Genomic DNA, 23,078 nt, shown 5'->3' with positions numbered 1-23,078 from the left:
TCAGCGCGCCGTCGAGGTGTAGGGCAGCAGGGCCATCTCACGGCTGTTCTTGACGGCCGTGGCGACGTCCCGCTGGTGCTGGCTGCAGTTACCACTCACGCGGCGGGCACGGATCTTGCCGCGGTCGGAGATGAACTTCCGCAGCAGGGTCGTGTCCTTGTAGTCGATGTAGGTCGCCTTGTCCTTGCAGAACTGGCAGACCTTCTTCTTGGGCTTGCGAACGGGGGGCTTGGCCACCGGGGTTCTCCAGATACGAGAGGTTCAGGTAACGAGTGGCCCCGCTGCGGAGGGGGCAGCGGGGTCCTTTCTCAGAAGGGCGGTTCGTCCGACGGCGGGGCCGGGGTCGACCACGGGTCGCTGGACCCGCCGCCACCGCCGAAGCCTCCGCCACCGCCGCCGCCGAAGCCGCCACCGCCCTCGCCGCGCGAGGCCTTGGTGACCTTCGCGGTGGCGTAGCGGAGCGACGGGCCGACCTCGTCGACCTCGAGCTCGACGACGGTGCGCTTCTCGCCTTCCTTCGTCTCGAACGACCGCTGCTTGAGCCGGCCGGAGACGATCACCCGCGAGCCGCGGGTCAGCGACTCGGCGACGTTCTCCGCCGCCTGCCGCCACACGTTGCAGCGCAGGAAGAGCGCCTCGCCGTCCTTCCACTCCTGCGACTGACGGTCGAAGGTCCGCGGCGTGGAGGCCACGGTGAAGTTGGCGACCGCGGCGCCGGACGGCGTGAACCGCAGCTCGGGGTCCGACGTCAGGTTGCCGATGACGGTGATGACGGTCTCGCCGGCCATGGTCAGTGGACCTCGGGCCGCATCAGCTTCGTGCGCAGGACCGACTCGTTCAGGTTGAGCTGACGGTCGAGCTCGGCGACCGCGGCGGGCTCGGCCTGGATGTCGATGACGGCGTAGATGCCCTCGACCTGCTTCTTGATCTCGTAGGCCAGCCGGCGGCGGCCCCAGATCTCGGTCTTCACGGTGCCACCGGAGTTGGTGACGACGGTCAGGAACCGGTCGAGCGAGGGCGCGATGGTGCGCTCCTCGAGATCGGGGTCGAGGATGACCATCAGTTCGTAGTGACGCACGGAGAACCCCACCTCCTCTGGTCTGGCGGCTGCAGTCGGTCTGCAGCAGGAGGGTCGTACACGCGTCGCGCGCCCCGTCCGGTGACAGCCACCGGGGGAACGCGCTCCGACCAGGGTACTCCAGCTGTCAGGTCTGCCGTTGGTCACGTCGTCCACTGGCCCGGGACGGTCAGCAGGGCGAACTAAGGTCGGCGCGTGGCAGTTCACCCGATCGGCGTACACGTCGGCCCCGGCCTCACCGAGGACAACGAGCTCGACGCCGGCGGCCCGCTGGCCCGGGCCGCGGAGATGGACGCCGACGGCGTGCAGGTCTTCCTCGCCGACCCGCAGGGGTGGACCGCGCCCAAGCCGCGCCCGGACGCCGCCGACCTGCTCGCCAGCGACGTCGTGGTCGTCGTCCACGCGCCGTACGTGCTCAACGTGGCGACGACGAACAACCGCATCCGCATCCCCAGCCGCAAGCTGTTGGACAAGCACGCGCAGGCCTCCGCGGCGATCGGCGCGCTGGGGATGGTGGTGCACGGCGGCCACGTGCTGGCCAAGGACGACCCGGCCGTCGGCGTCGACAACTGGCGCAAGACCTTCGCGCGGCAGGCCGAGGACGGCGGGTTCCCCGTTCCGCTGCTCATCGAGAACACCGCCGGCGGCGGCAACGCCATGGCCCGCGACCTCGACGCCATCGCCCGGCTGTGGGAGGCGGTCGGTGAGTTCGGCGCCGGCTTCGTGCTCGACACCTGCCACGCCTGGGCCGCCGGCTGGGACCTCGCCACCGCCGTGGACGACGTCCGGGCGATCACCGGCCGCATCGACCTGGTGCACCTGAACAACAGCCGCGACCCGGCCGGTTCCAGCCGCGACCGGCACGCCCCGCTGACGTCCGGCGAGATCCCGTTCGGCCTGCTGGCCGACGTCGCCCGCGCCGCCGACTGCCCGGTGGTCCTCGAGACCCCCGGCGACCCCGCCGAGCACGCCGCCGAGATCCAGGCGCTCCGGGCGGCCCTGGCCTGACGGGGAGGCCCGGCTCAGCCGGGGGACGGCAGCCGGCCGGCGTGGACCGGTCGCGGGGGCCGGAGGCCTCCCGACCGGGACACGGGCAGCGGCTCCGCTCAACCGGGGGACGGCACCTGACCGGCGTGGACCGGTCGCGGGGGCCGGAGGCCTCCCGACCGGGACACGGGCAGCGGCTCCGCTCAGCCGGGGGACGGCACCTGGCCGCGGTGCGGCCCGGAGGGTCGCAGTGTCATCGCGTCGGGGGCGTGGTCGAGCACGCCGCCGGCCGGGTCGTCGACGCCCGGCCAGCCGGTCCGGACGACGTCCCCGTCGGGGTGCCAGACGTCGCGCACCACCAGCGCCATGAGGACGACGACGGCGGCGTCCCGGATGGTGACCGCGAGGAAGAACCACTCCACCTCGACGCCGCGGTTGTCCGTGCCGAGGTACCAGAGCATCCGCGGCACCCACAGCAGCGCCTCGGTGGCCTGCCAGAGCAACAACGAGCGCCACCGCGGCCGGGCCAGCACCGCCAGCGGCAGCAGCCACAGCGAGTACTGCGGGCTCCACACCTTGTTGACGAGCAGGAACCCGGCGAGCAGCAGGAAGGCCACCTGGGCCACGCGGGGCCGCACCGGGGCGGCGAGGGTCAGCCAGGCCACCGCGGCCACGAGCGCGACGAGCGCGAGGGCGACGACCGCGTTGAGCACCGCCGGCGTCTCGCCCTCGGCCGGGACCCCGCCGAACAGCCGCCCGCCGGTGACGGTGATCGCGATGTTCCACAGCGTGTCCGGATCGGCCGGCCGCTCGCTGTTGAGCCGGAAGAACCGCGCCCAGTTCTCCGGGGCGAGGACGGCCACCGGCACGTCGACCAGCAGCCAGGCGGCGCCCGCCGCGACGGCGGTCCCCAGCCAGGTGCGCAGCCGCCCGGCGCGCAGGCACAGCAGGAACAGGGCGCCGAGCAGCACGACCGGGTAGAGCTTGGCCGCGACGCCCAGGCCCAGCAGCGCCCCGGCCAGCACCGGCCGTCGCCGCGCCCACGCCCACAGGCCGAGGGCGGCCAGCGCCACGGCCAGCAGGTCCCAGTTGGTGAAGGCGTGCACGAACAGCAGCGGGGAGAGGCCGACCATGGCCGCGTCCCAGGGCCGCCGTCCCGACGTGCCGAGGACGGCGCGGGTCACCAGCAGCGCGCACAGCGAGAGCAGCAGGCAGGTGGCGACGTAGTACGACTGCACCGCCGGGACGTCGGGCAGCACACCGACGGCGGCCGCGAGCGCGTCGTAGACCCGGCCCAGACCGGCGGCGACGGCCATGAAGGCGCCGGTGAGGACCGGGTACTCGACGGCGGAGTCGAGGTAGGGCACCTCACCCCGGTCCAGCCCGTGCAGGCCGAACAGCGGCACGGTGTCCGAGTAGCAGAAGTGGGTGTACTGCACCGAGCCGGCCCAGTTGCCGTCGGAGCAGGGCGCCTGCTTGACCCAGGCCACGGCGAGCACGGCCGTGGTGAACAGCAGGCAGACGCGCAGCGGCGTCCAGAACAGCGCGCGCCCGGTGACCGCGTGGCGGCCCCACGGGCCCCCGACGGCCTCGCTGGCCTGGATCGCGACCGGGTCGGTCCAGGTGGGGACGACGCGGTCGGGCCGGCCGGGGTCGGCGTCGACGACCCCCGGAGACGCCGAGGGCCCGTCCGCCGGCTGTGCTGCCGGATCGGACGGGCCCGTCGGGGTGCTGCTCACGGGGCTCAGTCTGCCCCGCGGCGGTCAGCCGGCCGGTTGCACCGGGACGGCGGGTTGACCGTTCTCGGTGTCCGCGTCGTCGCCCTCGGAGGTGTCCTCGCCGGTGTCGCCGGTCTCGTCCTCGGACGGGACGTCGTTGCCGCTGTCGGCGTCGTTGCCGCCGCCGTTGTCGGCGTCCTCGCCCCCGTTGCCGTTGCCGTTCCCGTTGTCGCCGTTGCCGTTCCCGTTGCCGCTGTCCTGGGAGTCGTCCTCGGAGTCGTCCTGCGTCGGCTCGGCGGGCTCGGACGACCGGGTCGGCGCCGAGGAGGTCCGCTGCGGGGTGGACTGCGTCGTGGGCGCGGGCACACCGACGCCGGTGTCGCCCCTGATGAGCGCCCGGTCGGGCAGGTCCTCCTCCGGCGTCCCGTCCAGCACGGTGTTCATGAACTCCTGCCAGATCGCCCCGGGCAGGCCCGAGCCGTAGATGATCTGGCCGCCCGTGGTGACGATCGGGTCGCTGGGGGAGTCGTTGCCCATCCACACCGCGGTCGAGATCGACGGCGTGTAGCCGACCATCCAGGCGTCGGAGTTGTCCTCGCCCTGGCCCTGCGTACCGGTCTTGCTGGCGACCTCGCGGCCGCCGTCGAGCGCCCGCCGCGAGTAGGACGCCACGCCCTTGAGCGCGTAGGTGACGTCGTTGGCGATGTCGGCCGGGATGGCCTGGTCGCCGGTGTCGCCGTTGTAGTCCAGCAGGACGGTGCCCTGGTTATCGGTCACCCGGGTGACGAAGAACGGCTCGTGCTCGACGCCGCCGTTGGCGAAGGTGGCGAAGCCGTGCGCCTGGTCGATCGGGCGCATCTCGTACTCGCCGATGCCGATCGCCGACCCGGTGTACCCGTCGGAGTTGGCCAGCGTGGTCTTGTCCTTGAGCGCACCGCCCTGCCAGGTCTCGGGCAGCCCGGTCGCGGCCAGCGCCGTCTCCCGGACCTTGTCCGGGCCGACCTCGTAGGCCAGCCCGTAGAACGTGGTGTTCAGCGAGCGGGTCATGGCCTCGACGAGGGTGCAGGCGCCGCAGGAGGCGCCGCCGGAGTTGCGCACCAGCGCGTCCCGGTCGGGGAACTTCTGCGGCGAGCTGCCGTCGCGGCGGGCGTTGACGCTGATCCCCTGCTCGAGGGCGGTGGCCAGCGTGTAGGGCTTCATCGACGAGCCGGGCTGCCGCTGGGCCTGCGCGTAGTCGGTGCCGGTGCCGTTGCGCCCACCGAAGTAGGCCTTCACCGCGCCGGTGTGCGGGTCGACCGAGACCAGCGCCTGGCGCAGCCCCTCGGGCTCACCGGCCATCACGGTGTCGACGGCGGCGATCGCGGCGTCCTGGTAGCGCTTGTCGACCGTCGTGGTGATCCGCAGGCCACCGGCGCGGATCTGCTGCTCGGTGTAGCCCTTGGCCTCGAGCTCGGCCATGGCGCGCTGCACGACCAGGCCCTCGGGACCCTCCGGGATGCCCAGCGACGAGCCGCCCTTGGGCAGCACCTGCGGGTAGACCGAGGCGTCCCGCTCGGCCTGGGTGAGCCAGCCCTCCTCGACCATCGCGTCGAGCACCAGGCCCCAGCGGTCCTGCGCGGCCTCGGGGTTGACCTCGGGGTCGTAGTTGCTGGGGCTGCGGACCAGGACGGCGAGGACGGCGCCCTGCTGCGGGGTGAGCTCGGCGGCGGGGACGCCGAAGAAGGTGTTCGCGGCGGCCTCGATGCCGTTGGCGCCGCGCCCGAAGTAGATGGTGTTCAGGTAGTTCTCGAGGATCTCGTCCTTGTCGTAGTTGTTGTCCAACTTGATGGCGAGGAAGAGCTCCTGGAACTTGCGGCTGAACGTCTGCTCCTGGGTCAGGAACGCGTTCTTGACGTACTGCTGGGTGATCGTCGACCCGCCCTGCGTCGAACCGCCCGTGAGGTTGTTCCACGCGGCCCGGACGATGCCGGTGAACGAGATGCCGGGGTCGGAGTAGAAGCTGCGGTTCTCCGCGGCGAGGATCGCGTTGCGGGCCGGCTCGGAGACCCGGTCGAGGGGGACGTTGGTGCGGTTGCCCCCGTCCACGCCCAGCCGGGCCATCTCCGTGGTGCCGTCGGCGTAGTACACGACGGTGGTCTGCGCGTTCTGCACCGAGCTCGGGTCGGGGACCTCGGTGGTGGCGTACACGACGCCGACGAAGACGCCGAGGAGCACCAGCATCCCGGCGAAGGCGGCGGCGAGGACCTTCAGCCGGCGGCGGCGCTTCTGCTTCTTCGTCCGGGCTGCCTTGCCGTTGGCGGCCGGACCCCTGCCGGCCGGCTTCGCGCCTCGTGCGGCGGGAGCGCCGGTGCGCGACGTCGTCGTCCGGGCTCCGCGGCCGGCCGGCGGACGCCGGTTGCCGCCGCTGCCGCCGCCGGTGCGACCGGGCGGCGGTCGGCGGTCCGAGCCGCCAGGCGGCCCGACCGGGGAGGTCTCGTCGTGGGGAGGCACGAAGGGGCCCCTCTCTGACTCGTTGGTGGACACGGGACACACGCGTCCCGCACCAGGGTGTCGTCTTCAGCTGTGGAATCGGGGGAGGACCCGCGACAGCGCCGTCCCACAGCGGTCCCGTGAGACGGAAGGGTCCACCGGGGCGTCTTTGTTCCCCGGCGCGGCGACTACTCCGTCGCCGCGCGCCGGCGGGTGCGGCGGGGCGAGCGCCCCGGCTCCGGCTCGGCGCCCAGGAGGTACGAGCAGTCCAGGTGGTTCCAGCCGCAGCTCCGGCACACCTGGACGGCGTAGACGGTGAACTCCTCCTGCGCAGCATCCATGCGGGCGAGCTCGGCCTGCGTCTTGGCCTGACCCGCCGTGGGCCCGAGGTGCTCGCCGTAGACGTAGCTGACCAGCGTGAGACGGTCCTTGCGGCACACGGGGCAGGTGACGTCGGTCGCCTCACCGTGGTACCTGGCCGCGCGGGTGAGGTAGGGACTGGCGTCGCAGACCTCGAAGAGCCCCGTGCGTCCGGCGTACACGTCGGCGAGGACGGCTCGCCGCTGCAGCGAGTAGTCCACGACGGATCGACGTCCGGGCACGGCGTCAATGTACGCACCGGGGACGACGTCCGACGCCTCCTCGGGTGCTGACCGGCGATCGGACCGCCGTCTCCGGTTGCCGACCCGATCACGAGGAGATGTATCGTCCCGATACATCGGATCGTGGGGCGAAGGGGAGGCGACGTGCTCGAGTTCGCCATCCTGGGCCTGTTGCACCAGCACCCCATGCACGGCTACGAGCTGCGCAAACAGCTCGCCCAACTGCTCGGGGGGCTGCGCAGCATCTCCTACGGGTCGTTGTATCCCGCGCTCAAGCGGCTGCACGCCGCCGGGTACGTCACCACCGAGGACCCGGAGCCGCGTGCACTGCTGCCGGCCGACGCACCGCCGCTCACCGGCCGGCGCGGGAAGGTCGTCTACACGATCACCGCGGAGGGGAAGGAGCGCTTCCACGAGCTGGTCAGCCAGTCCGGCCCGGAGGCGTACGACGACGGCGGGCTCTTCGGCGTCCGCCTGGCGTTCTTCCGGCACACCGCCGCGGACGTGCGGCTGCGGATCCTCGAGGGCCGCCGCCGCACGGTGGAGCGGCAGCGGGAGGGCTTGCGCTCGTCGCTGAGCCGCACCCGCGAACGCCTGGACCGCTACACGCTCGAGCTCCAGCGCCACGGCCTGGAGTCGGTGGACAGAGAGGTCCGCTGGCTCGCCGAGCTGATCGACAAGGAGCGCACCGACGACGAGCGGCGCCGAGCAGCCGGCGTCGACGACGGAGACGCCGTCCCGCCGGACGACTCGGTCCCCCCTCGCCCCGAATGACCCGACGGGGGCCCCGGCCCCCGTCCCCGAGAAGGACCGCCCGCGGTCCGAGAGTCCAGGACCGCACCCCGGTCTGCGAACAAGGAGAGCTCCATGGGTTCTGTGAAGGTCGCCATCGTCGGCGTCGGCAACTGCGCCGCCTCGCTGGTGCAGGGCGTGCACTACTACCGCGACGCCGACGAGACGACGTCGGTGCCGGGCCTGATGCACGTGCGCTTCGGCGAGTACCACGTGTCCGACGTGGAGTTCGTCGCCGCGTTCGACGTCGACGCGAAGAAGGTCGGCCGCGACCTCTCCGAGGCCATCGTCGCCAGCGAGAACAACACCATCAAGATCTGCGACGTCCCGCCGCTGGGCGTCCCGGTGCAGCGCGGCACCACCCTCGACGGGCTGGGCCGGTACTACCGGGAGACCATCGAGGAGTCCGACGAGCAGCCGGTGGACGTCGTCTCCGTGCTGCGCGAGACCGGCGCCGACGTGCTGGTCTGCTACCTGCCGGTCGGCTCGCAGCAGGCCGCCGAGTTCTACGCCCAGTGCGCCCTGGACGCCGGGGTCGCCTTCGTCAACGCCCTCCCGGTGTTCATCGCCGGCACCCAGGAGTGGGCGGACAAGTTCACCGCGGCCGGTGTGCCGATCGTCGGTGACGACATCAAGAGCCAGGTCGGCGCCACCATCACCCACCGGGTGCTGGCCAAGCTCTTCGAGGACCGCGGCGTGCAGCTCGACCGCACCATGCAGCTCAACGTCGGCGGCAACATGGACTTCAAGAACATGCTCGAGCGCGAGCGGCTGGAGTCGAAGAAGATCTCCAAGACCCAGGCCGTCACCAGCCAGGTCGACCGGGACATGGGCAAGGAGAACGTGCACATCGGCCCGTCGGACCACGTGCCGTGGCTGTCGGACCGCAAGTGGGCCTACGTGCGCCTGGAGGGCCGCGCGTTCGGTGACGTCCCGCTGAACCTGGAGTACAAGCTCGAGGTCTGGGACTCCCCGAACTCGGCCGGCATCATCATCGACGCCGTCCGCGCCGCGAAGATCGCCAAGGACCGCGGCATCGGCGGCCCGATCCTGTCGGCGTCCTCCTACTTCATGAAGAGCCCGCCGGTGCAGTACAGCGACAGCGAGGCCCGTGACGCCGTCGAGGCGTTCATCCGGGGCGACGTCGAGCGCTGAGGAAGGACCTCCCTGCAGGGAGGCCGTTCCAGTGCGCTGGCAGGGCCCGTCCCCATCCGGGGGCGGGCCCTGCCGCGTTCCGGGACCCCTGTCGCGTTCCGCGTGGAACACCGCCGCGACCTGCGGCCCTGCCTACGCTGGGCCGCATGCCCCCGCGCCGCCGTCCGCTCGTCCCGGCCCTGGGGCTGGCGCTCGTGCTGGCCGCCGGGTGCTCGGCGGAGGAGACCGAGCGGCCGACCGGGGACCCGGTCACCGCCGAGGAGGCCGGCGTCCTGGCCGCCCTGCTGGCGCGCAACGAGGAGCAGGGCGGCGCGGACTTCGTGGTGACCGCCCCCTACGGGGAGGACACCGTCCTCACCCTCACCGGCGAGGTGGACTTCCCCGGTCAGGTGGGCCGCGCGCAGGCGGTGACGACCTACGGCGGCGGGCGCCCCGACACGGCCCGCACGCTGTTCTTCACCTCCGACACGGTGTGGTTCGGGGACGTCCCGGGGCTCGCCGAGTACCTGACCGGGGCCGGGCTGCCCGAGGCCTCCTACGTGAGCCGGCCGCTGGCGACCGGCGAGGAGTCGCCGCTCACCGACGTCCTGGTCAAGCTGGTGCTCAACCTCGCCGCCGAGGAGCTGGACGACGCCGCCGCCTTCCGCGGCGGGGACTACTCCTGGCAGGGCGAGCGCTCGGTCGACGGCGAGCTCACCGCGGTCTACACCTCGGAGACGGGCTGGTCGGTGGCGGTGGACAGCTCCAGCGACCTGCTGGTCCAGTTCGTCACCCGGCTGCCCGAGCAGGACTTCGACGTGACGGTGACGCTGTCCGACCACGGGGACCGGGCGATCGCGCCGCCGGAGGAGTCGCAGACCGTCGACGGCGACGAGCACCCGGAGGTCGCGGCGGCCGTCGGGCTGTAGCAGGACCCCGTCCGGAGGGGCACCCGGCCCCGGACGTGCGGAAGGGGCGGCCTCTTCCCCAGACCGCCCCTTCCAGGACTCTTCCTACCAGATCCGCCTCGATCGCGCTGCCCGTGCCGGGCGGATCGTGACCTTCAGTTGACCGACGGGTCGGCGGGCGCGGTGGACAGCACGGCCAGCCGCCCGGTCTGCCGGCCCATCACCCGGCGCCACAGCTCCGGACCGGCCAGCGGGCTGAGCACGTCGTCCGGACGGCCCGGGACGCACGCCCACGCGCCCTCGGCGATCTCCCCGGCCAGCTGGCCCGGCGACCAGCCGGCGTAGCCGGCGAACACCCGCAGCCCGCGGACCTGGCCGTCGAGCACGTCGGGGTCGGCGTCGAGGTCGACCAGGTGGACGTCGCCGGCGACCCGGCGCAGGCCGCAGTCGTCCCCGGGGGTCAGGCAGACGGCCAGGCACAGGGCGGTGTCGGTCTCACAGGGGCCGCCCACGTGGAACACGCCCGGCTCGACGGCCAGGTCGCACCAGCCGGGCAGCACGTCGCGGATCTCGACCTGGCTCGGCCGGCCCAGGACCACGCCCAGCGTGCCGGTGTCGCCGTGGTCGAGGACGAAGACCACCGTGCCGGCGAACGTCGGGTCGGTGAGGCTCGGCATCGCCACGAGCAGCGAGCCCGGGCGGACGTCCTCGAGGCTGCCGATCGACATGGCGGGCACCGCTTCCGGACGACGCCGCCCCGTCGCCGGGCGGCCAGGCGGCCCGGATTCGGGTTCGGACGGAGGCGGGGGAGTCATCGCGTCCAGTGTGCCCCACCCGACCGCCCCACGGAGTACGAGGGGAGCCCGCCTGTGAAGGGACGTTGGACCTCGGCTCGTCGTCCACCCTGAGGGAGCGGGCGGCCACCGTAGGGTGACGGCGTGCGGCAGGCGGGGACGACCGTGCGCCGCCTCCTCGGCCGGGCCGACTTCCGCCGGCTCCTCGCCACGCGGCTCGCCTCGCAGGCCGGGGACGGCGTGCTGCAGGCCGCCCTCGCCGGCACGGTCCTGTTCAACCCGCAGCGCGCCGCGGACCCCCTCGACGTGGCGGCCGGGTTCGCCGTCCTGCTGCTGCCCTACTCCCTCGTCGGGCCGTTCGCCGGCGTCCTGCTCGACCGGTGGAGCCGCCGGCAGGTGCTGCTGTGGTGCGGCGTCCTGCGGGCCGGCCTGGTCGCCGTCCTGGCCGCCCTGGTGGCGGGCGGGGTGGCCGGGGGGCCGTTCCTGCTCACCGGGCTGGTGGTGTTCTCGGTCAACCGGTTCGTGCTCTCCGCGCTGTCCGCGGCGCTGCCGCACACCACCGACCAGCCGTCCCTGGTGCCGGCCAACGCGGTGTCGACGACGGCCGGGTCGGTGGCGACGGTCGTCGGTGGGGCGGTCGCGGTGGCGCTGCTCTCGCTGGGCAGCACCGGGGACGGGGCCTACGCGGTGCTGACGGCCGGTGCGGCCGCGCCCTACCTGCTGTCGGCCGTGGCGGTGGCCGGCCTCGGGCGCGGCGCCCTGGGTCCGGACGGCGGCTCCCGGCTCACCCTCCGCGACGTGGTCACGGGGATGCTGGCCGGCGCCCGGCACGTGTGGGGGATCCGCCCGGCCGCCGCCGCGCTGGCCGTCATCACGGTGCACCGGCTGTGCTTCGGGCTGGTCACGCTGATGACGCTGATGCTGTTCCGCAACACCCTCGGCCCGTGGGGTCCCGTGCCCGGGGGACTGGCCGGCCTGGGGGTGGTGGTGGCGGCCGGCGCGGCGGGCACCCTGCTGGCCGCGGTCGTGACCCCGCCGGCGGTGCGGCGCCTGGGCCGGCGGGGCTGGGTGACCCTCGTGCTGGCCCTGCTCGCGCCGGCGACGGTGGCCCTCGGGCTGGCGTTCTCCGCACCGGCGGTGGTCCTGGTCGGCTTCGTGCTGGGATTCGGCGGCCAGGCGGTGAAGATCTGCGTGGACAGCACGCTGCAGGAGACGGTCGAGGACGACGTCCGCGGCCGGGTGTTCGCCGTCTACGACATGCTGGTCAACGTCAGCTACGTGGTGGCGCTGCTGGTCGCGGCGGTGCTGCTGCCTGCGTCGGGGGTCTCGTCCGCGGTCGTGCTCACGGTCGGCGTCCTCTACGCCCTCGCCGCCCTCCTCGCCTCCGCATCGCTCTAGCGGAGTGCCACGAGCGAGGTTTCCTGCGCTCTCGTACTCCGCTCAGGCCACCAGTGGGGCGATCTCCAGACCGCACGCCAGGGGCTCGGCGCGAAGTCGCCGGACGGGGAAGCGCAGGAGCGTGACCCGCACCGACTGCAAGGCGTTCTGACGTCGCAGATCGGCACCCCAGTCGGCCGCGGAGAGGTGGAAGGCCGCGCCGTCGGCCTCCGCCGCGACGCGCTGCCGGCGCCAGTAGGCGTCCACGAAGTACGTGCCCTGGGACGTCTCGATCGCCGCGCCCCACTCCGGTTCCGGCACACCGGCCGCCACGACCGCACGCCGCAGGTCCGCCTCTCCGACCGACCGCATCCCGCGGCGCGCGTCCGCGATCGCCTGCCGCAGCCACGGGCTGAGCCGGCGACCGAGGAGGACGGCCTCCGCCTCGAGGTCGTGGACGGAACAGAGGTCACGCTGCAGGACGTCGGCGATGACGTGGTCGACGTCCGCCCGACGCCTGGCGGTTGTGGCGACGTCCACCGCAGCCCGCGCAGGCGGCGCCACGGGGAGGCGGTCGACGACGTGACCCTCCGGGACAGGTCGCCGGCTCTGGTGCACGACTACGAATCCGCGTGACCGCAGGTGCCGCCCGTGGGGTGCGGTGACCTCGACGACACCACCCTCGGGCGGACCCACGTAGTCCCCTCGCACGCCCGCGACCCGTGGCGCGGACGGCGGTTCCTCGATCCGCGCGCCCCATGCCAGCAGAGCACTGCGATGAGACAGGACGGCGCGGTCACCGGCGTACAGCAGGGCGGCATGCCAACGCTCGCGCCGCGTCAACGGCCCGGAGTGACTGACGAACACGCCCGGCAGTGGCTCCTGCCAGCGCCCGGAGGTCACCGCCGTCCGCAGGCGGTACTGGCTGATCCCCTGGGCCCGGAGGACGCGGCGGGGCGCCACCTGCTGACCGTGGTGTTCGATGCGCGGCAGATGCACCCGCGCAGGCTGGCGGAGCAAGGACTGCGCGCGCTGGCGCCGTCCACAGCGGAGGCTGAGGAGCGAGGTTTCCTGCGCTCTCACACTCCGCTACGAGCGGGCGGCCCACCAGGCGCGGAGCTCGGCCTCGGCCTCCTCGGGGTCCAGCGGGCCGCGCTCCAGCCGCAGGTCCTTGAGGAACTTCCACGCCTCGCCCACCTCCCGGCCCGGCGGGATGCCCAGGATCGCCATGATCGCGTTGCCGTCGAGGTCGGGGCGGACCCGCGCGAGGTCCTCCGCTGCCGACAGCTCGGCGATCCGCTGCTCCAGCGAGTCGTACGTGGCCGACAGCGCCGCGGCCCGGCGCTTGTTGCGGGTCGTGCAGTCCGAGCGGACCAGCTTGTGCAGCCGCGACAGCAGGTCCCCGGCGTCGGTGACGTACCGGCGGACGGCGGAGTCGGTCCACTCGCCGCGGCCGTAGCCGTGGAACCGCAGGTGCAGGAAGGTCAGCCGGGCGACGGCCTCGACGACGTCCTTCGGGTAGCGCAGCGCGGTCAGCCGCTTGCGCACCAGCTTCGCGCCGACCACCTCGTGGTGGTGGAACGACACCCGGCCGCGCGCCTCGTGCCGCCGGGTGGCCGGCTTGCCGACGTCGTGCAGCAGCGCGGCCAACCGCAGCACCAGGTCCGGCGACTCCGCGTCCGGATCCGCCTGCTCCAGCGCGATCGCCCGGTCGAGCACGGTGAGGGAGTGGGCGTAGACGTCCTTGTGCTGGTGGTGCTCGTCGATCTCCATCCGCAGCGCGGGCAGCTCGGGCAGCACGACGTCGGCCAGCCCGGTCGACACGAACAGCTCCAGCGCCGCCCGGGGACGGTCCTGCAGCAGGGTCTTGGACAGCTCCGCCTGCACCCGCTCCGGGGTGATGCGGGCCAGCTGGTCCGACATCGCGGTCATCGCGTCGACGACGTCGTCGGACGGCGTCAGCTCCAGCTGCGCGACGAACCGGACGGCGCGCAGCATCCGCAGCGGGTCGTCGGCGAAGGAGTCGGCCGCGGCGCCGGGCGTGCGCAGCCGCTTGGCGAGCAGGTCGCCGAGGCCGCCGTAGGGGTCGGTGACGGTGCGGTCGGGGCCGAGCGAGACGGCCATCGCGTTGACGGTGAAGTCGCGGCGGGCCAGGTCGTCGACGAGGGAGTCGCCCCAGGCCACCTCGGGGTTGCGCGACTCCCGGTCGTAGCGGTCCGCGCGGAAGGTGGTGATCTCCAGCCGGACGCCGTCCACCTCGGCGCCGACGGTGCCGAAGGCGATCCCGGTGTTCCACGTGGAACTGGCGAAACCGCGCAGCAGCCGCAGCACCTCGACGGGCCGGGCGTCGGTGGTGAGGTCCAGGTCGCCGGGCACGCGCGGCTGCCCCGAGCCGGCGGCGAGCAGCGCGTCGCGGACCGACCCGCCGACCAGGTGGATCTCGAAGCCGGCCTCGGTGAACCGCTCCCCGAGCCGGGTCAGGACGGGGGAGACGTCGACGAGCTCCCGCACGGTCTGCTGGACGGCGGGAGGAACAGCGTCGTCGCCAGGACTCGAGGGGTGATCGGACACGACGGTCCAGGGTAGTGGCGCGCCGGACCGGCCCTGGCGCGGCTCCGCTCTCCACGCGGGGGCCCGCGGCCGCAGGCGCTCGGTGGGACCCTGCGCCGGGGCCGTTCGGGCTCGTTCCCGCTGCGATGCTCACGGAGCTCTCGCCACACGCGCGCTACCCTCCAGGCATGGCTGGGACGGGCGGGCGCGGGCGACCCGGCCGCCGGTTGCGGCGGGTCGACGAGACCTCCGCCGGGGGCCTGGTGGTGGCCGACGACCCGATCACGGGGCCGCGGGCCGCCCTCATCGGCCGCACCGACCGACGCGGCCGGCTGCTCTGGTCGCTGCCCAAGGGGCACATCGAGGAAGGCGAGACCCCGGAGGACACCGCCGTCCGGGAGGTCGCCGAGGAGACCGGCATCATCGGCGAGGTCGTCGCCCCGCTGGGGATCATCGACTTCTGGTTCGTCGCCGACGGTCGCCGCGTGCACAAGACCGTCCACCACTTCCTGCTCCGCGCCGTCGGAGGGGCCCTGTCCGACGCCGACATCGAGGTGACCGAGGTCGCCTGGGTGCCCCTCGACGAGCTGAGCGAGCGGCTCGCCTACGCCGACGAGCGGGCCCTGGTGGAACGGGCTCCCGCGCTCCTCGCCGACAGCGCGTGAGCGGTCGGGACGCCTCCCGCACGGGCTCCGCCACTCCGGGCGCCGGCGGGGAGCTGTCGTGACCCGGGCGGCTGCCGGGAGCGCCGGTGGCCGGTCCGGCGCTCCCGCTCGGACGCCGACCCGTGCCCGCCGGCGGACGACGCTGTGTGCCGCGCTGGCCACCTTGCTCACCGGCCCGCTGCTCGGGCTGGCCGCCCCGGCCGCCACGGCCGCCCCGGGCGACCCCGACCCCGCGGCCGAGGACGACGTCAGCGACACCACCCGCCCGGTCCAGGTGGAGGTCGACCGCCTGGAGCCGCGCACCCTGACGCCCGGCGCGACCGTCACCATCGCCGGCACCCTCAGCAACACCGGCACCGAGACGCTGACCGACCTCGACGTCCGGCTGCAGCGCGGCGAACTGCTCGACACCCGCGCCGAGCTGCAGGCCGCCGACACCGACCCCGACGCGACGACCGCCGTCACCACGCCGTTCCAGGAGGTGCCGGGCGAGCTGGAGCCCGGGGAGGAGCTGTCGTTCGCGCTCACGACCAACACCGGCGAGCTGCGCATCGACCGGGACGGCGTCTACCCGGTGCTGCTCAACCTCAACGCCGCGACCGCCGACGGGGAGCGCCGCCGCGTCGGTGAGCTGTCGACCTTCCTCGTGCAGCCCCCCGCGCAGCCGGCAGCCCCGACCGGCGTCGCCTGGCTGTGGCCGCTGGTGGAGCGGACCCACCGCGACGCCGCCGGGCGGTTCACCGACGACGGCCTGGCCGAGGAGGTGGCCTCCGGCGGCCGCCTGGACCGGGCGCTGGCCGCCGTGGAGCGCCTGCCCGAGACGCCGGCCGCGGCGGGCAGCGAGCCCGCGCCGGTGGTGCGGGTGACCCTGGCGATCGACCCCGCGCTGGTCGAGGAGCTCGAGATCATGGCCGACGGCCCCTACGACGTCGCCGGGCAGGAGGACGCCGGGGAGGGCACGGAGGACGCCGCCGCGTTCCTCGACCGGCTGCGCGCGGTCGCCGCCGACCACCCGGTGGTCGCGCTGCCCTACGGCGACGTCGACGCCGACGCCCTCACCGCGGCCGGGCTGCCCGACGTCGTCACCCGCAGCCTCCCCGGGACCCCCGACGGGACCGCCCAGGACGACCCAGACGCGCCCACCCCCGCGGCGCAGACCACCGGGGCCGCCGGCCCGGCCGAGGACGAGGACGAGGAGGCCACCACCAGCGCCGGCGCGGCCATCCTCGGCGACGCCCTCGGCGTCGAGCCGCGCACCGACCTGGCCTGGGCGGTCGGCGGGTCGCTGCGCGCCGACACCCTCGCCACCCTCCGCGCGGGCGGTGTCGACGAGGTCGTGCTGGCCCCCGGCGGCCTGTCGGAGGGGGACGCGGCGCTCGGCCTGGAGGGCGACGGCGCCGCGGCCCGGACGACGGTGCCCGCCGACGGCGGCGACGTCGACGCGCTGGTCGCCGACAGCGGGCTCGGCGGGCTGGTCGGCGCGGCGGCGAGCTCGCCGGGTGGCACCCGCATCGCCGAGCAGCGCTACCTCGCCGAGCTGGCCCTGCTCGGCCTCCGCACCGGGGGCGACCCGGCCGCCCCGCAGACCGTGCTGGTCGCCCCGCCCCGCGAGGTCGACGTCGACCCGGCGGGGGTGACCTCGATCATCGCCGCCGCGGCCCAGCTGCCGTGGCTGCGTCCGGTGACGGTCGCCCAGCTCGACGACGGCCCCACCGCCGACGCCGGTGAGCTGGTCCCGCCGGCCGAGCCGGGCGGCCTGGCCGCGGGCGGCCTCGCCGACGTCACCACCGCGGTGGGCGTGCGCGACGACCTCGCCGGCGCCGTCGTCGAGGACGCCGGCACGGCGCTGGCCCCCTACGACGCCGCCGTGTCCCGGGCGACGTCCGCGGCGTGGCGGGACGACCCGGAGGGCTTCGGTGCGGCCGCCGCCGACCTGCGGGCGACCCTGTCAGGGCTGCGCGAGCGGGTCACCCTGCTCTCCCCGGCCGACGGCACCTACAGCCTCGCCTCCAGCGACGCCCCGCTCGTGCTCACCGTGCGCAACGACCTGCCCTTCGCCGTCCGCGTGCTGCTGGACCTGCAGACCCGCGGCAGCGCCCTGACCGTCGACGACATCGGGGCCCAGGTCCTCGCCCCCGACCAGCGGACGACGCTGCAGGTGCCCACCGAGGTGCGCCAGTCCGGCCGGTTCGGTGTCGTCGCCACGCTCACCACCCCGGACGGCGGGTCGCTCGGCGAGCCGGTGGAGCTGCAGGTCAAGAGCACCGCGTACGGGTCCATCTCGCTGATCACCACGATCGGCGCGGCGGCCCTGCTGGGGCTGCTCTTCCTGCGCCGCCTGGTGCTGTTCGTGCTGCGCCGCCGCCGCGGGACGCCCGAGGAGGCCGGCGCCCCGGTGCCGCTGCCGCCGACGCGGAGCCCGGTGTGACCGGCGACCGCCCCGTCGGCGAGCAGCAGCGCCGCATCCCCCTGCCCCCGGTACCGCCGCCGGAGCGCACCGGCGGCGACCGCGGGGCACCGCGGGACGGCGCCACGCCGCACGACGCCGGGCGCCGGGTGCCGCCGGTGCCCGCCTCCCCTCCGCCGCCGGTGCCCGGCCCCGGCTCGGCCGCGCTGCGGCTTCCTCCGCCGCCCTATCCGCAGGTGCCCGCCGCCCCGGCCCGTCCGGGCCCGGAGACCGCTGCGCGGCCGGCGTCGGAGACCGCTGCCCGTCCGGGCCCGGAGACCGCTGCGCGGCCGGCGTCGGAGAACGGGGGCCGGCCGGCCGAGGCGCGGCCGACCGCGCCACCCGCGGCCCGCGCCCGACCGCTGCCGCCGGTCCCGCCGCCGCGGCCCCGTGCCCGCTTCGTCCCCGGCCCGGACGACACCCAGCTCATCCCCGTGCTGCCCGCGGTGCCCCGCCGCGTCGACGAGACCGACGAGGAGGTCGAGGCCCGCGAGGGCGCGCCCGGCGCCAGCCGCGGCATCCTGCGGGCCGCCGGGACGATGGCGGTCGCGACGCTGGTCTCCCGCGTCACCGGTCTGCTGCGCACGATGGTGCTGGCCGCGGCGCTGGGCGTGGGCCTGGTCAACGACGCCTACAACACCGCCAACACGCTGCCCAACATCGTCTACGAGCTGCTGCTCGGCGGCGTCCTGACCTCGGTGATCGTGCCGCTGCTGGTGCACGCCCAGGAGCGGGACGCCGACGGCGGCGTCCGGTACGCGCAGCGGCTGTCCACCGTGGCCCTCGCGGGCCTGGTCGGCGTGACGGCGGTGGCCATCGTGGTCGCGCCGTGGCTGACCTCGCTCTACGGCATCCAGGGCGATCCCGACCAGGTCCGGCTGGCCAACTGGCTGGCGCGGATCCTGCTGCTGGAGATCGTCTTCTACGGGCTGGGGGCGCTCGCCCAGGCGGTGCTCAACACCCGCGGGGTGTTCGGCCCGCCGGCGTGGGCGCCGGTCCTCAACAACGTGGTGGTCATCGCCACCGGCCTGCTGTTCGTCGCTGCCAGCGGGCCCGGCGACCTCACCCCCGCCACCATCACCGACGGCCAGGTGTGGCTGCTCGGCGTCGGCACCACGCTGGGCATCGCGCTGCAGGCGCTCGTGCTGCTGCCGTTGCTGCGCAGGGCCGGCGTCCCGCTGCGGCCCCGCTGGAACCTGCGGCAGACGGGCCTGCGCGAGGTGGGCGCCCTGGGGCTGTGGGTCATCGGCTACGTGGCGATCAGCCAGGTCGGCGTCGTCGTCGCCACCCGCATCGCCAACCAGGCGACCCGCGAGGGCGGCCTGGGCTCGAGCGCCTTCGCGATCGCCAGCCTGCTGTTCCAGATGCCCTACGGGATCATCGGCGTCGCCCTGCTCACGGCGCTGCTGCCGCGGATGAGCCGGGCCGCCGCCCGCTCCGACGTCCCGGGCGTGGTGCAGGACCTCTCCCTCGGCACCCGGCTGTCCGCGCTCGGGCTGCTGCCGGTGGCCGCCGCGCTCACCGTGCTCGGCCCGGCGCTGGCCACCGTCGCCTTCGCCCGCGGGAACACCGGCGTCGACGACGCCCGCGCGATCGGCGTGGCCCTCGCCGTGGGCGCCTTCGGGCTGCTGCCGATGGCGGTGACCCTGCTGCAGCTGCGGGTGTTCTACGCGATGAAGGACGCGCGGACGCCGACGCTCCTCCAGCTCGGCATGGTCGCCGTCCGGGTGCCGCTGCTGCTACTGGTCCCCGTCGTCGTCGGCCCGCAGCACGTCGTGGCCGGGCTGATGCTGGTCACCAGCGTCACCTACGTGGCCGGCTGGGCGCTGGGCCACGTGGCACTGCGCCGGCGGCTGGGGAGTCTGGGTGGGGCGCACACGCTCGGGACGGTGCTGCGGGTCGCCGCCGCGTCGGTGGTGGCGGCGCTGGTCGGGTGGGGCGTCGTCCGCGTGACCGACGACGCTCTGGGGACGTCGGTGGGGGGCTCGCTCGCCACCCTGCTGATCGGTACCGTGGTGATCGGCGTCGCGGCTCTGGCAGGGATCGTGCTCGCCCGAGTTCCGGAGACCCGTGCGCCCCTGGCTGCCGTCAGGGCCCGGCTGGGGCGCGGGTGAGCAGCGCGGCGGCGCCCCCGCCGGGGCAATCGAGCCGCCGGCCCGGAGCGAACAGGGGGTCGGCCGCGTCGATGACGTCCACGGCCACCGGACTCCCCGACCGCTACCGCCCCCTCGACGAGGTCGGCGCCCGCGAGACCACCGCGACCGGTGTCATCCGCTGCTGGCGCGCCAAGGACCGCATCCTCAACCGGGACGTCGCCATCCGGGTGCACAGCCCCGGCGGTGCGGCGGCGCGCGAGTGGATCACCCGGGCGCTCACCGCCGGCGGCCTGGCGACCCCCGCCCTGGCGATGGTCTACGACGCCGCCGAGGGCACCGGGGAGGGCGGTGACAGCGCCGCCTACGTGGTCAACGAGTGGATCGAGGGGCAGACGCTGGGCGAGCGGCTCGCCGAGGGCCCGATGCCCGACCGGGAGGTCCGCACCGTCCTGCGGCGGCTCGCCGAGGGCGTCGCCGAGGCGCACCGGGTCGGGCTGGCCGTCGGCGGGATCACCCCCGACACCGTCGTCCTACGGCCCAACGGCCTGGTCGGGCTGCGGTCGGTCCCCGCCGCCAGCGGCGCCATGCAGGGCGACATCGCCGCCCTCGGGGAGCTGCTCGAGTACTGCCTCACCGGCCGCCGCTCCGGCGACACCGTGGTCCCCGGCCGGACCCCCGCGATGGCGCCCGACCTGGCCGCGCTGGTCCGCCGCGCCCGCTCCACGCAGCCCGGCGCGGGGCTGTCCAGCGTCGCGGCCATGGCCGCGCTGCTGGCCGAACGGCCCCGCGGCACCCACCCGTCGGAGCCGCTGCGCGGGCCGGACGAGACCGACAGCGGCTGGCTGCGCCGGCTGCGCGAGCGCCGTGAGGACGGCGCCGACGACCCGGCGCCGACGGTGGACGGCTCCCGCTCCGGCGCCCGCCGGCTGGACCCCCAGGGCCGCCCGCCGGTGCCCGGCACCCGCGCCGACGACGCCGACGAGGACCTGCTGCCGCTGGCGGCCGGCTTCGGGGTGGAGGAGTACGACGGGCCCGCCGACGGGGACGAGGACCTCGTCGACGAGGACGAGGGCGGCGCCGACGACGACGACGAACCGCGCCCCGGGCGCCGCCGGCTGCTCATCGCCGCCCTGGTCGCCGCCACCCTCGCCGTCGTGGTGGGGCTGGCCTGGTGGTTCGGCTCCAGCGTGCTGTCGGTCGCGGACTCCGTGGGCGAGCCCAGCAGCCCGTCGGCGACCTCCCCCACCAGCGCCGCCCCCGCCCCCGAGGAGACGCCGGCCGGCGACGGCACGACGGCCGCGATCACCGCGGCGACGGTCTTCGACCCGTTCGGCGACGGCGAGCCGGAGAACACCGACGAGATCCCGCTCTCCTACGACGGCGACCCGGCCACCTCCTGGTCGACGCTGGAGTACCGGGGCTCGGCCGCCTTCGGCAACCTCAAGGACGGTGTCGGCGTCGTCTACGACCTCGGCTCGGACCAGTCCCTGGCCGGGGTCACGCTGACCACCAACACCCCCGGAGCGGCCGTCGAGATCCGCACCGGCGGGTCGCCCGACGGGTCGCTCGACGACTTCGCGGTGCAGGCCTCCGGCGAGCTCGAGGCCACCACGGACCTGGACTTCACCGCCCCGGTGACCTCCCGCTACGTGCTGGTGTGGATCACCGGCCTGGTGCCCTCCGGCGACGGTTTCTCCGCCGACGTCGCCGAGGTGGAGCTGCGCGCCGCGGGCTGAGCCGCTCCTTCCGCCCCAGGGAATGCGGCCCTCCTGCGCGGGGAATGCGGCCCCTACCATCCTCGTTGTGCCGCCCGTGACCACAGACCACCCGACCCCTGGACCCGCCGTGACCACCGAGGGGAACCCCGCGATCCCGCCGGCGGAGCACGACGGGATCCGCGACCTGATCATCATCGGGTCGGGGCCGGCGGGGTACACCGCCGCCATCTACGCCGCCCGCGCCAACCTCCACCCGCTGGTGTTCGAGGGCTCCCAGTTCGGCGGCGCGCTGATGACCACCACCGAGGTGGAGAACTTCCCCGGCTTCGCCGAGGGCATCCAGGGCCCGCAGCTCATGGACGACATGCGCACCCAGGCCGAGCGCTTCGGCGCTGAGCTGGTCGCCCGGGACGTCACCGAGGTCGACCTCACCGCCGAGCCGAAGATCGTCAAGGTCGGGGACGAGGTGCACCGCGCCCACGCGGTCATCGTCGCGACCGGGTCGAAGTACCGGTACCTGGGCCTGGACAACGAGGCCCGGCTGCTCGGCCGCGGCGTCTCCGCCTGCGCCACCTGCGACGGCTTCTTCTTCCGCGACCAGGACATCATCGTGGTCGGCGGCGGTGACTCGGCGATGGAGGAGGCCACCTTCCTCACCCGCTTCGCCAAGACCGTGACCGTCGTGCACCGCCGCAACGAGCTGCGCGCCTCGAAGATCATGCAGAAGCGCGCCCAGGACAACGAGAAGATCCGCTGGCAGCTGGGCAAGACGGTCAGCGACGTGCTCGGCGAGGACACCGTCTCCGGCGTCCGGCTCACCGACGTCGAGACCGGCGCGACCGAGGAGGTCCCGGTCACCGGCGTCTTCGTCGCCATCGGGCACGACCCGCGCAGCGAGCTGTTCGCCGGCCAGCTGAAGCTCGACGACGAGGGCTACATCCAGGTGGAGCACCCCACCACCCGGACCAACATCGACGGCGTCTTCGCCTGCGGTGACGTGGTCGACCACATCTACCGTCAGGCCATCACCTCGGCCGGCACCGGTGCCTCGGCGGCCATCGACGCCGAGCGCTACCTGGCCGAGAAGTTCCACGAGCGCTGAGCGAGGACCGTGCAGGGGCGTTGCCTGAACCGGGCATAGACCAGGCATCGGGCCGGTTGTCCCTGCCGGGCCCAGTTCCGAGCCACGAAAGACTGAGGAGAACGACCATGGCAGGCAGCACCAAGACGGTCACCGACGCCACCTTCGCCGACGACGTGCTGGGCAGTGACAAGCCCGTCCTCGTCGACTTCTGGGCGGAGTGGTGCGGCCCGTGCAAGATGGTCGCTCCGGTCCTCGAGGAGATCGCCGCGGAGCACGGCGACAAGCTGACGATCGCGAAGCTCAACATCGACGAGAACCCGCAGATCGCGCGTGACTACCAGGTCATGTCGATCCCGACGATGACGGTCTTCCAGGGCGGCAAGCCGGTGAAGAGCATCATCGGGGCCAAGCCCAAGGGCGCGATCCTCTCCGACCTCGCCGACTACCTCTGAAGAAGGACCCCGTCCTCCCCACCCTTCGCAAGCTCAGGGTGAGACCCGGGACGGGGCCGTGACCAGGGCCTCCCCCGCCGCGTGCGGGGGAGGCCCTGGCGCGTTCGGGGTCCCGGCGCCCTGCGCGTTCCGGCCCGGCGCCACGGGGCGCTGGGGGCCGGCGCACGCCCCCGCTGGGCCGGGCCGGGTCCCGGGGACCACAATCGAC

Annotated in this window: 20 protein-coding genes; 11 read left to right on the top strand and 9 right to left on the bottom strand. The window is 74.4% G+C overall.

Annotation, left to right across the window (positions count from 1 at the left end):
- The 3 genes from rpsR to rpsF form a co-directional block, all read right to left on the bottom strand.
- A complete protein-coding gene (gene rpsR, locus ACI789_RS09660) occupies positions 1 to 237 on the bottom strand; it encodes a 30S ribosomal protein S18 (RefSeq protein ID WP_012951016.1) in 237 nt (78 codons plus the stop codon).
- Between the two features lie 71 nt (positions 238 to 308).
- Entirely contained in the window at positions 309 to 788 is a 480-nt protein-coding gene (locus ACI789_RS09655) for a single-stranded DNA-binding protein (protein WP_457008395.1), read from the bottom strand.
- A 2-nt stretch (positions 789 to 790) separates the two neighbouring features.
- Positions 791 to 1,078, bottom strand: a complete 288-nt coding sequence (gene rpsF / locus ACI789_RS09650) for a 30S ribosomal protein S6 (RefSeq protein ID WP_456920295.1) — start codon at positions 1,076 to 1,078, stop codon at positions 791 to 793.
- A gap of 195 nt (positions 1,079 to 1,273) precedes the next feature.
- Between rpsF and ACI789_RS09645 the strand changes: the two genes are divergently transcribed.
- Positions 1,274 to 2,086, top strand: a complete 813-nt coding sequence (locus tag ACI789_RS09645) for a deoxyribonuclease IV (RefSeq protein ID WP_457008393.1) — start codon at positions 1,274 to 1,276, stop codon at positions 2,084 to 2,086.
- Between the two features lie 182 nt (positions 2,087 to 2,268).
- On the opposite strand, the gene ACI789_RS09640 is transcribed toward ACI789_RS09645, so the two are convergent.
- From ACI789_RS09640 to ACI789_RS09630, 3 genes are all read right to left on the bottom strand, one after another.
- Positions 2,269 to 3,804 carry a glycosyltransferase family 87 protein gene (locus tag ACI789_RS09640; RefSeq protein ID WP_457008391.1) on the bottom strand — a complete coding sequence of 512 codons (1,536 nt, stop codon included), beginning with the start codon at positions 3,802 to 3,804 and terminating at the stop codon, positions 2,269 to 2,271.
- 24 nt (positions 3,805 to 3,828) lie between these two features.
- Positions 3,829 to 6,273, bottom strand: a complete 2,445-nt coding sequence (locus tag ACI789_RS09635) for a transglycosylase domain-containing protein (protein WP_457008389.1) — start codon at positions 6,271 to 6,273, stop codon at positions 3,829 to 3,831.
- A 167-nt stretch (positions 6,274 to 6,440) separates the two neighbouring features.
- Positions 6,441 to 6,854, bottom strand: a complete 414-nt coding sequence (locus tag ACI789_RS09630; protein WP_457008387.1) for a DUF5318 family protein — start codon at positions 6,852 to 6,854, stop codon at positions 6,441 to 6,443.
- Between the two features lie 144 nt (positions 6,855 to 6,998).
- Between ACI789_RS09630 and ACI789_RS09625 the strand changes: the two genes are divergently transcribed.
- From ACI789_RS09625 to ACI789_RS09615, 3 genes are all read left to right on the top strand, one after another.
- Entirely contained in the window at positions 6,999 to 7,628 is a 630-nt protein-coding gene (locus ACI789_RS09625) for a PadR family transcriptional regulator (RefSeq protein WP_457008385.1), read from the top strand.
- A gap of 93 nt (positions 7,629 to 7,721) precedes the next feature.
- Positions 7,722 to 8,801: an inositol-3-phosphate synthase gene (locus ACI789_RS09620; RefSeq protein ID WP_456920301.1), complete on the top strand. Its 1,080-nt coding sequence runs from the start codon at positions 7,722 to 7,724 to the stop codon at positions 8,799 to 8,801.
- A 146-nt stretch (positions 8,802 to 8,947) separates the two neighbouring features.
- On the top strand, positions 8,948 to 9,709 hold the full coding sequence (locus ACI789_RS09615; protein WP_457008383.1) for a hypothetical protein: 762 nt from the start codon (positions 8,948 to 8,950) through the stop codon (positions 9,707 to 9,709).
- Positions 9,710 to 9,843: 134 nt separating this feature from the next.
- Here the strand turns inward: ACI789_RS09615 and ACI789_RS09610 are convergent, their stop codons facing one another.
- Positions 9,844 to 10,416, bottom strand: a complete 573-nt coding sequence (locus ACI789_RS09610) for a YqgE/AlgH family protein (RefSeq protein WP_457008381.1) — start codon at positions 10,414 to 10,416, stop codon at positions 9,844 to 9,846.
- A 210-nt stretch (positions 10,417 to 10,626) separates the two neighbouring features.
- Between ACI789_RS09610 and ACI789_RS09605 the strand changes: the two genes are divergently transcribed.
- Positions 10,627 to 11,880 carry an MFS transporter gene (locus ACI789_RS09605; protein ID WP_457008379.1) on the top strand — a complete coding sequence of 418 codons (1,254 nt, stop codon included), beginning with the start codon at positions 10,627 to 10,629 and terminating at the stop codon, positions 11,878 to 11,880.
- 42 nt (positions 11,881 to 11,922) lie between these two features.
- Here the strand turns inward: ACI789_RS09605 and ACI789_RS09600 are convergent, their stop codons facing one another.
- Together ACI789_RS09600 and ACI789_RS09595 are read right to left on the bottom strand one after the other, a co-directional pair.
- On the bottom strand, positions 11,923 to 12,858 hold the full coding sequence (locus tag ACI789_RS09600) for a hypothetical protein (RefSeq protein ID WP_457008377.1): 936 nt from the start codon (positions 12,856 to 12,858) through the stop codon (positions 11,923 to 11,925).
- 90 nt (positions 12,859 to 12,948) lie between these two features.
- Positions 12,949 to 14,430, bottom strand: a complete 1,482-nt coding sequence (locus ACI789_RS09595) for a CCA tRNA nucleotidyltransferase (RefSeq protein ID WP_457008375.1) — start codon at positions 14,428 to 14,430, stop codon at positions 12,949 to 12,951.
- A 167-nt stretch (positions 14,431 to 14,597) separates the two neighbouring features.
- Between ACI789_RS09595 and ACI789_RS09590 the strand changes: the two genes are divergently transcribed.
- The 6 genes from ACI789_RS09590 (at position 14,598) to trxA (ending at position 22,870) form a co-directional block, all read left to right on the top strand.
- Positions 14,598 to 15,074: an NUDIX hydrolase gene (locus ACI789_RS09590; RefSeq protein ID WP_456920307.1), complete on the top strand. Its 477-nt coding sequence runs from the start codon at positions 14,598 to 14,600 to the stop codon at positions 15,072 to 15,074.
- A gap of 58 nt (positions 15,075 to 15,132) precedes the next feature.
- The gene (locus ACI789_RS09585; RefSeq protein WP_457008373.1) at positions 15,133 to 17,502 is read left to right on the top strand and encodes a DUF6049 family protein; all 2,370 of its coding nucleotides are present in this window, start codon (positions 15,133 to 15,135) and stop codon (positions 17,500 to 17,502) included.
- The gene (murJ, locus tag ACI789_RS09580) at positions 17,499 to 19,634 is read left to right on the top strand and encodes a murein biosynthesis integral membrane protein MurJ (RefSeq protein WP_457008371.1); all 2,136 of its coding nucleotides are present in this window, start codon (positions 17,499 to 17,501) and stop codon (positions 19,632 to 19,634) included. Before ACI789_RS09585 ends, murJ begins: the two co-directional genes overlap by 4 nt.
- A 71-nt stretch (positions 19,635 to 19,705) precedes the next feature.
- Complete coding sequence (locus ACI789_RS09575) at positions 19,706 to 21,352, top strand: hypothetical protein (protein WP_457008369.1); 1,647 nt, start codon at positions 19,706 to 19,708, stop codon at positions 21,350 to 21,352.
- Positions 21,353 to 21,461: 109 nt separating this feature from the next.
- Positions 21,462 to 22,436, top strand: coding sequence for a thioredoxin-disulfide reductase (gene trxB, locus ACI789_RS09570; protein WP_457008367.1), 975 nt, complete (start codon positions 21,462 to 21,464; stop codon positions 22,434 to 22,436).
- A 107-nt stretch (positions 22,437 to 22,543) separates the two neighbouring features.
- The gene (gene trxA / locus ACI789_RS09565) at positions 22,544 to 22,870 is read left to right on the top strand and encodes a thioredoxin (RefSeq protein ID WP_456920312.1); all 327 of its coding nucleotides are present in this window, start codon (positions 22,544 to 22,546) and stop codon (positions 22,868 to 22,870) included.
- Positions 22,871 to 23,078 lie beyond the last annotated feature (208 nt).

Source organism: Geodermatophilus sp. SYSU D00965 (genome assembly GCF_054050075.1).
This window is presented reverse-complemented; position numbering and strand designations above follow the sequence as displayed.

Bases quoted from the DNA above. Each gene is read 5' to 3' on its own strand.
- ACI789_RS09655 (WP_457008395.1), bottom strand. From the start codon at position 788: ATGGCCGGCGAGACCGTCATCACCGTCATCGGCAACCTGACGTCGGAC.
- ACI789_RS09620 (WP_456920301.1), top strand. From the start codon at position 7,722: ATGGGTTCTGTGAAGGTCGCCATCGTCGGCGTCGGCAACTGCGCCGCC.
- ACI789_RS09615 (WP_457008383.1), top strand. From the start codon at position 8,948: ATGCCCCCGCGCCGCCGTCCGCTCGTCCCGGCCCTGGGGCTGGCGCTC.
- ACI789_RS09610 (WP_457008381.1), bottom strand. From the start codon at position 10,416: ATGTCGATCGGCAGCCTCGAGGACGTCCGCCCGGGCTCGCTGCTCGTG.
- ACI789_RS09590 (WP_456920307.1), top strand. From the start codon at position 14,598: ATGGCTGGGACGGGCGGGCGCGGGCGACCCGGCCGCCGGTTGCGGCGG.
- ACI789_RS09575 (WP_457008369.1), top strand. From the start codon at position 19,706: ATGACGTCCACGGCCACCGGACTCCCCGACCGCTACCGCCCCCTCGAC.
- trxA (WP_456920312.1), top strand. From the start codon at position 22,544: ATGGCAGGCAGCACCAAGACGGTCACCGACGCCACCTTCGCCGACGAC.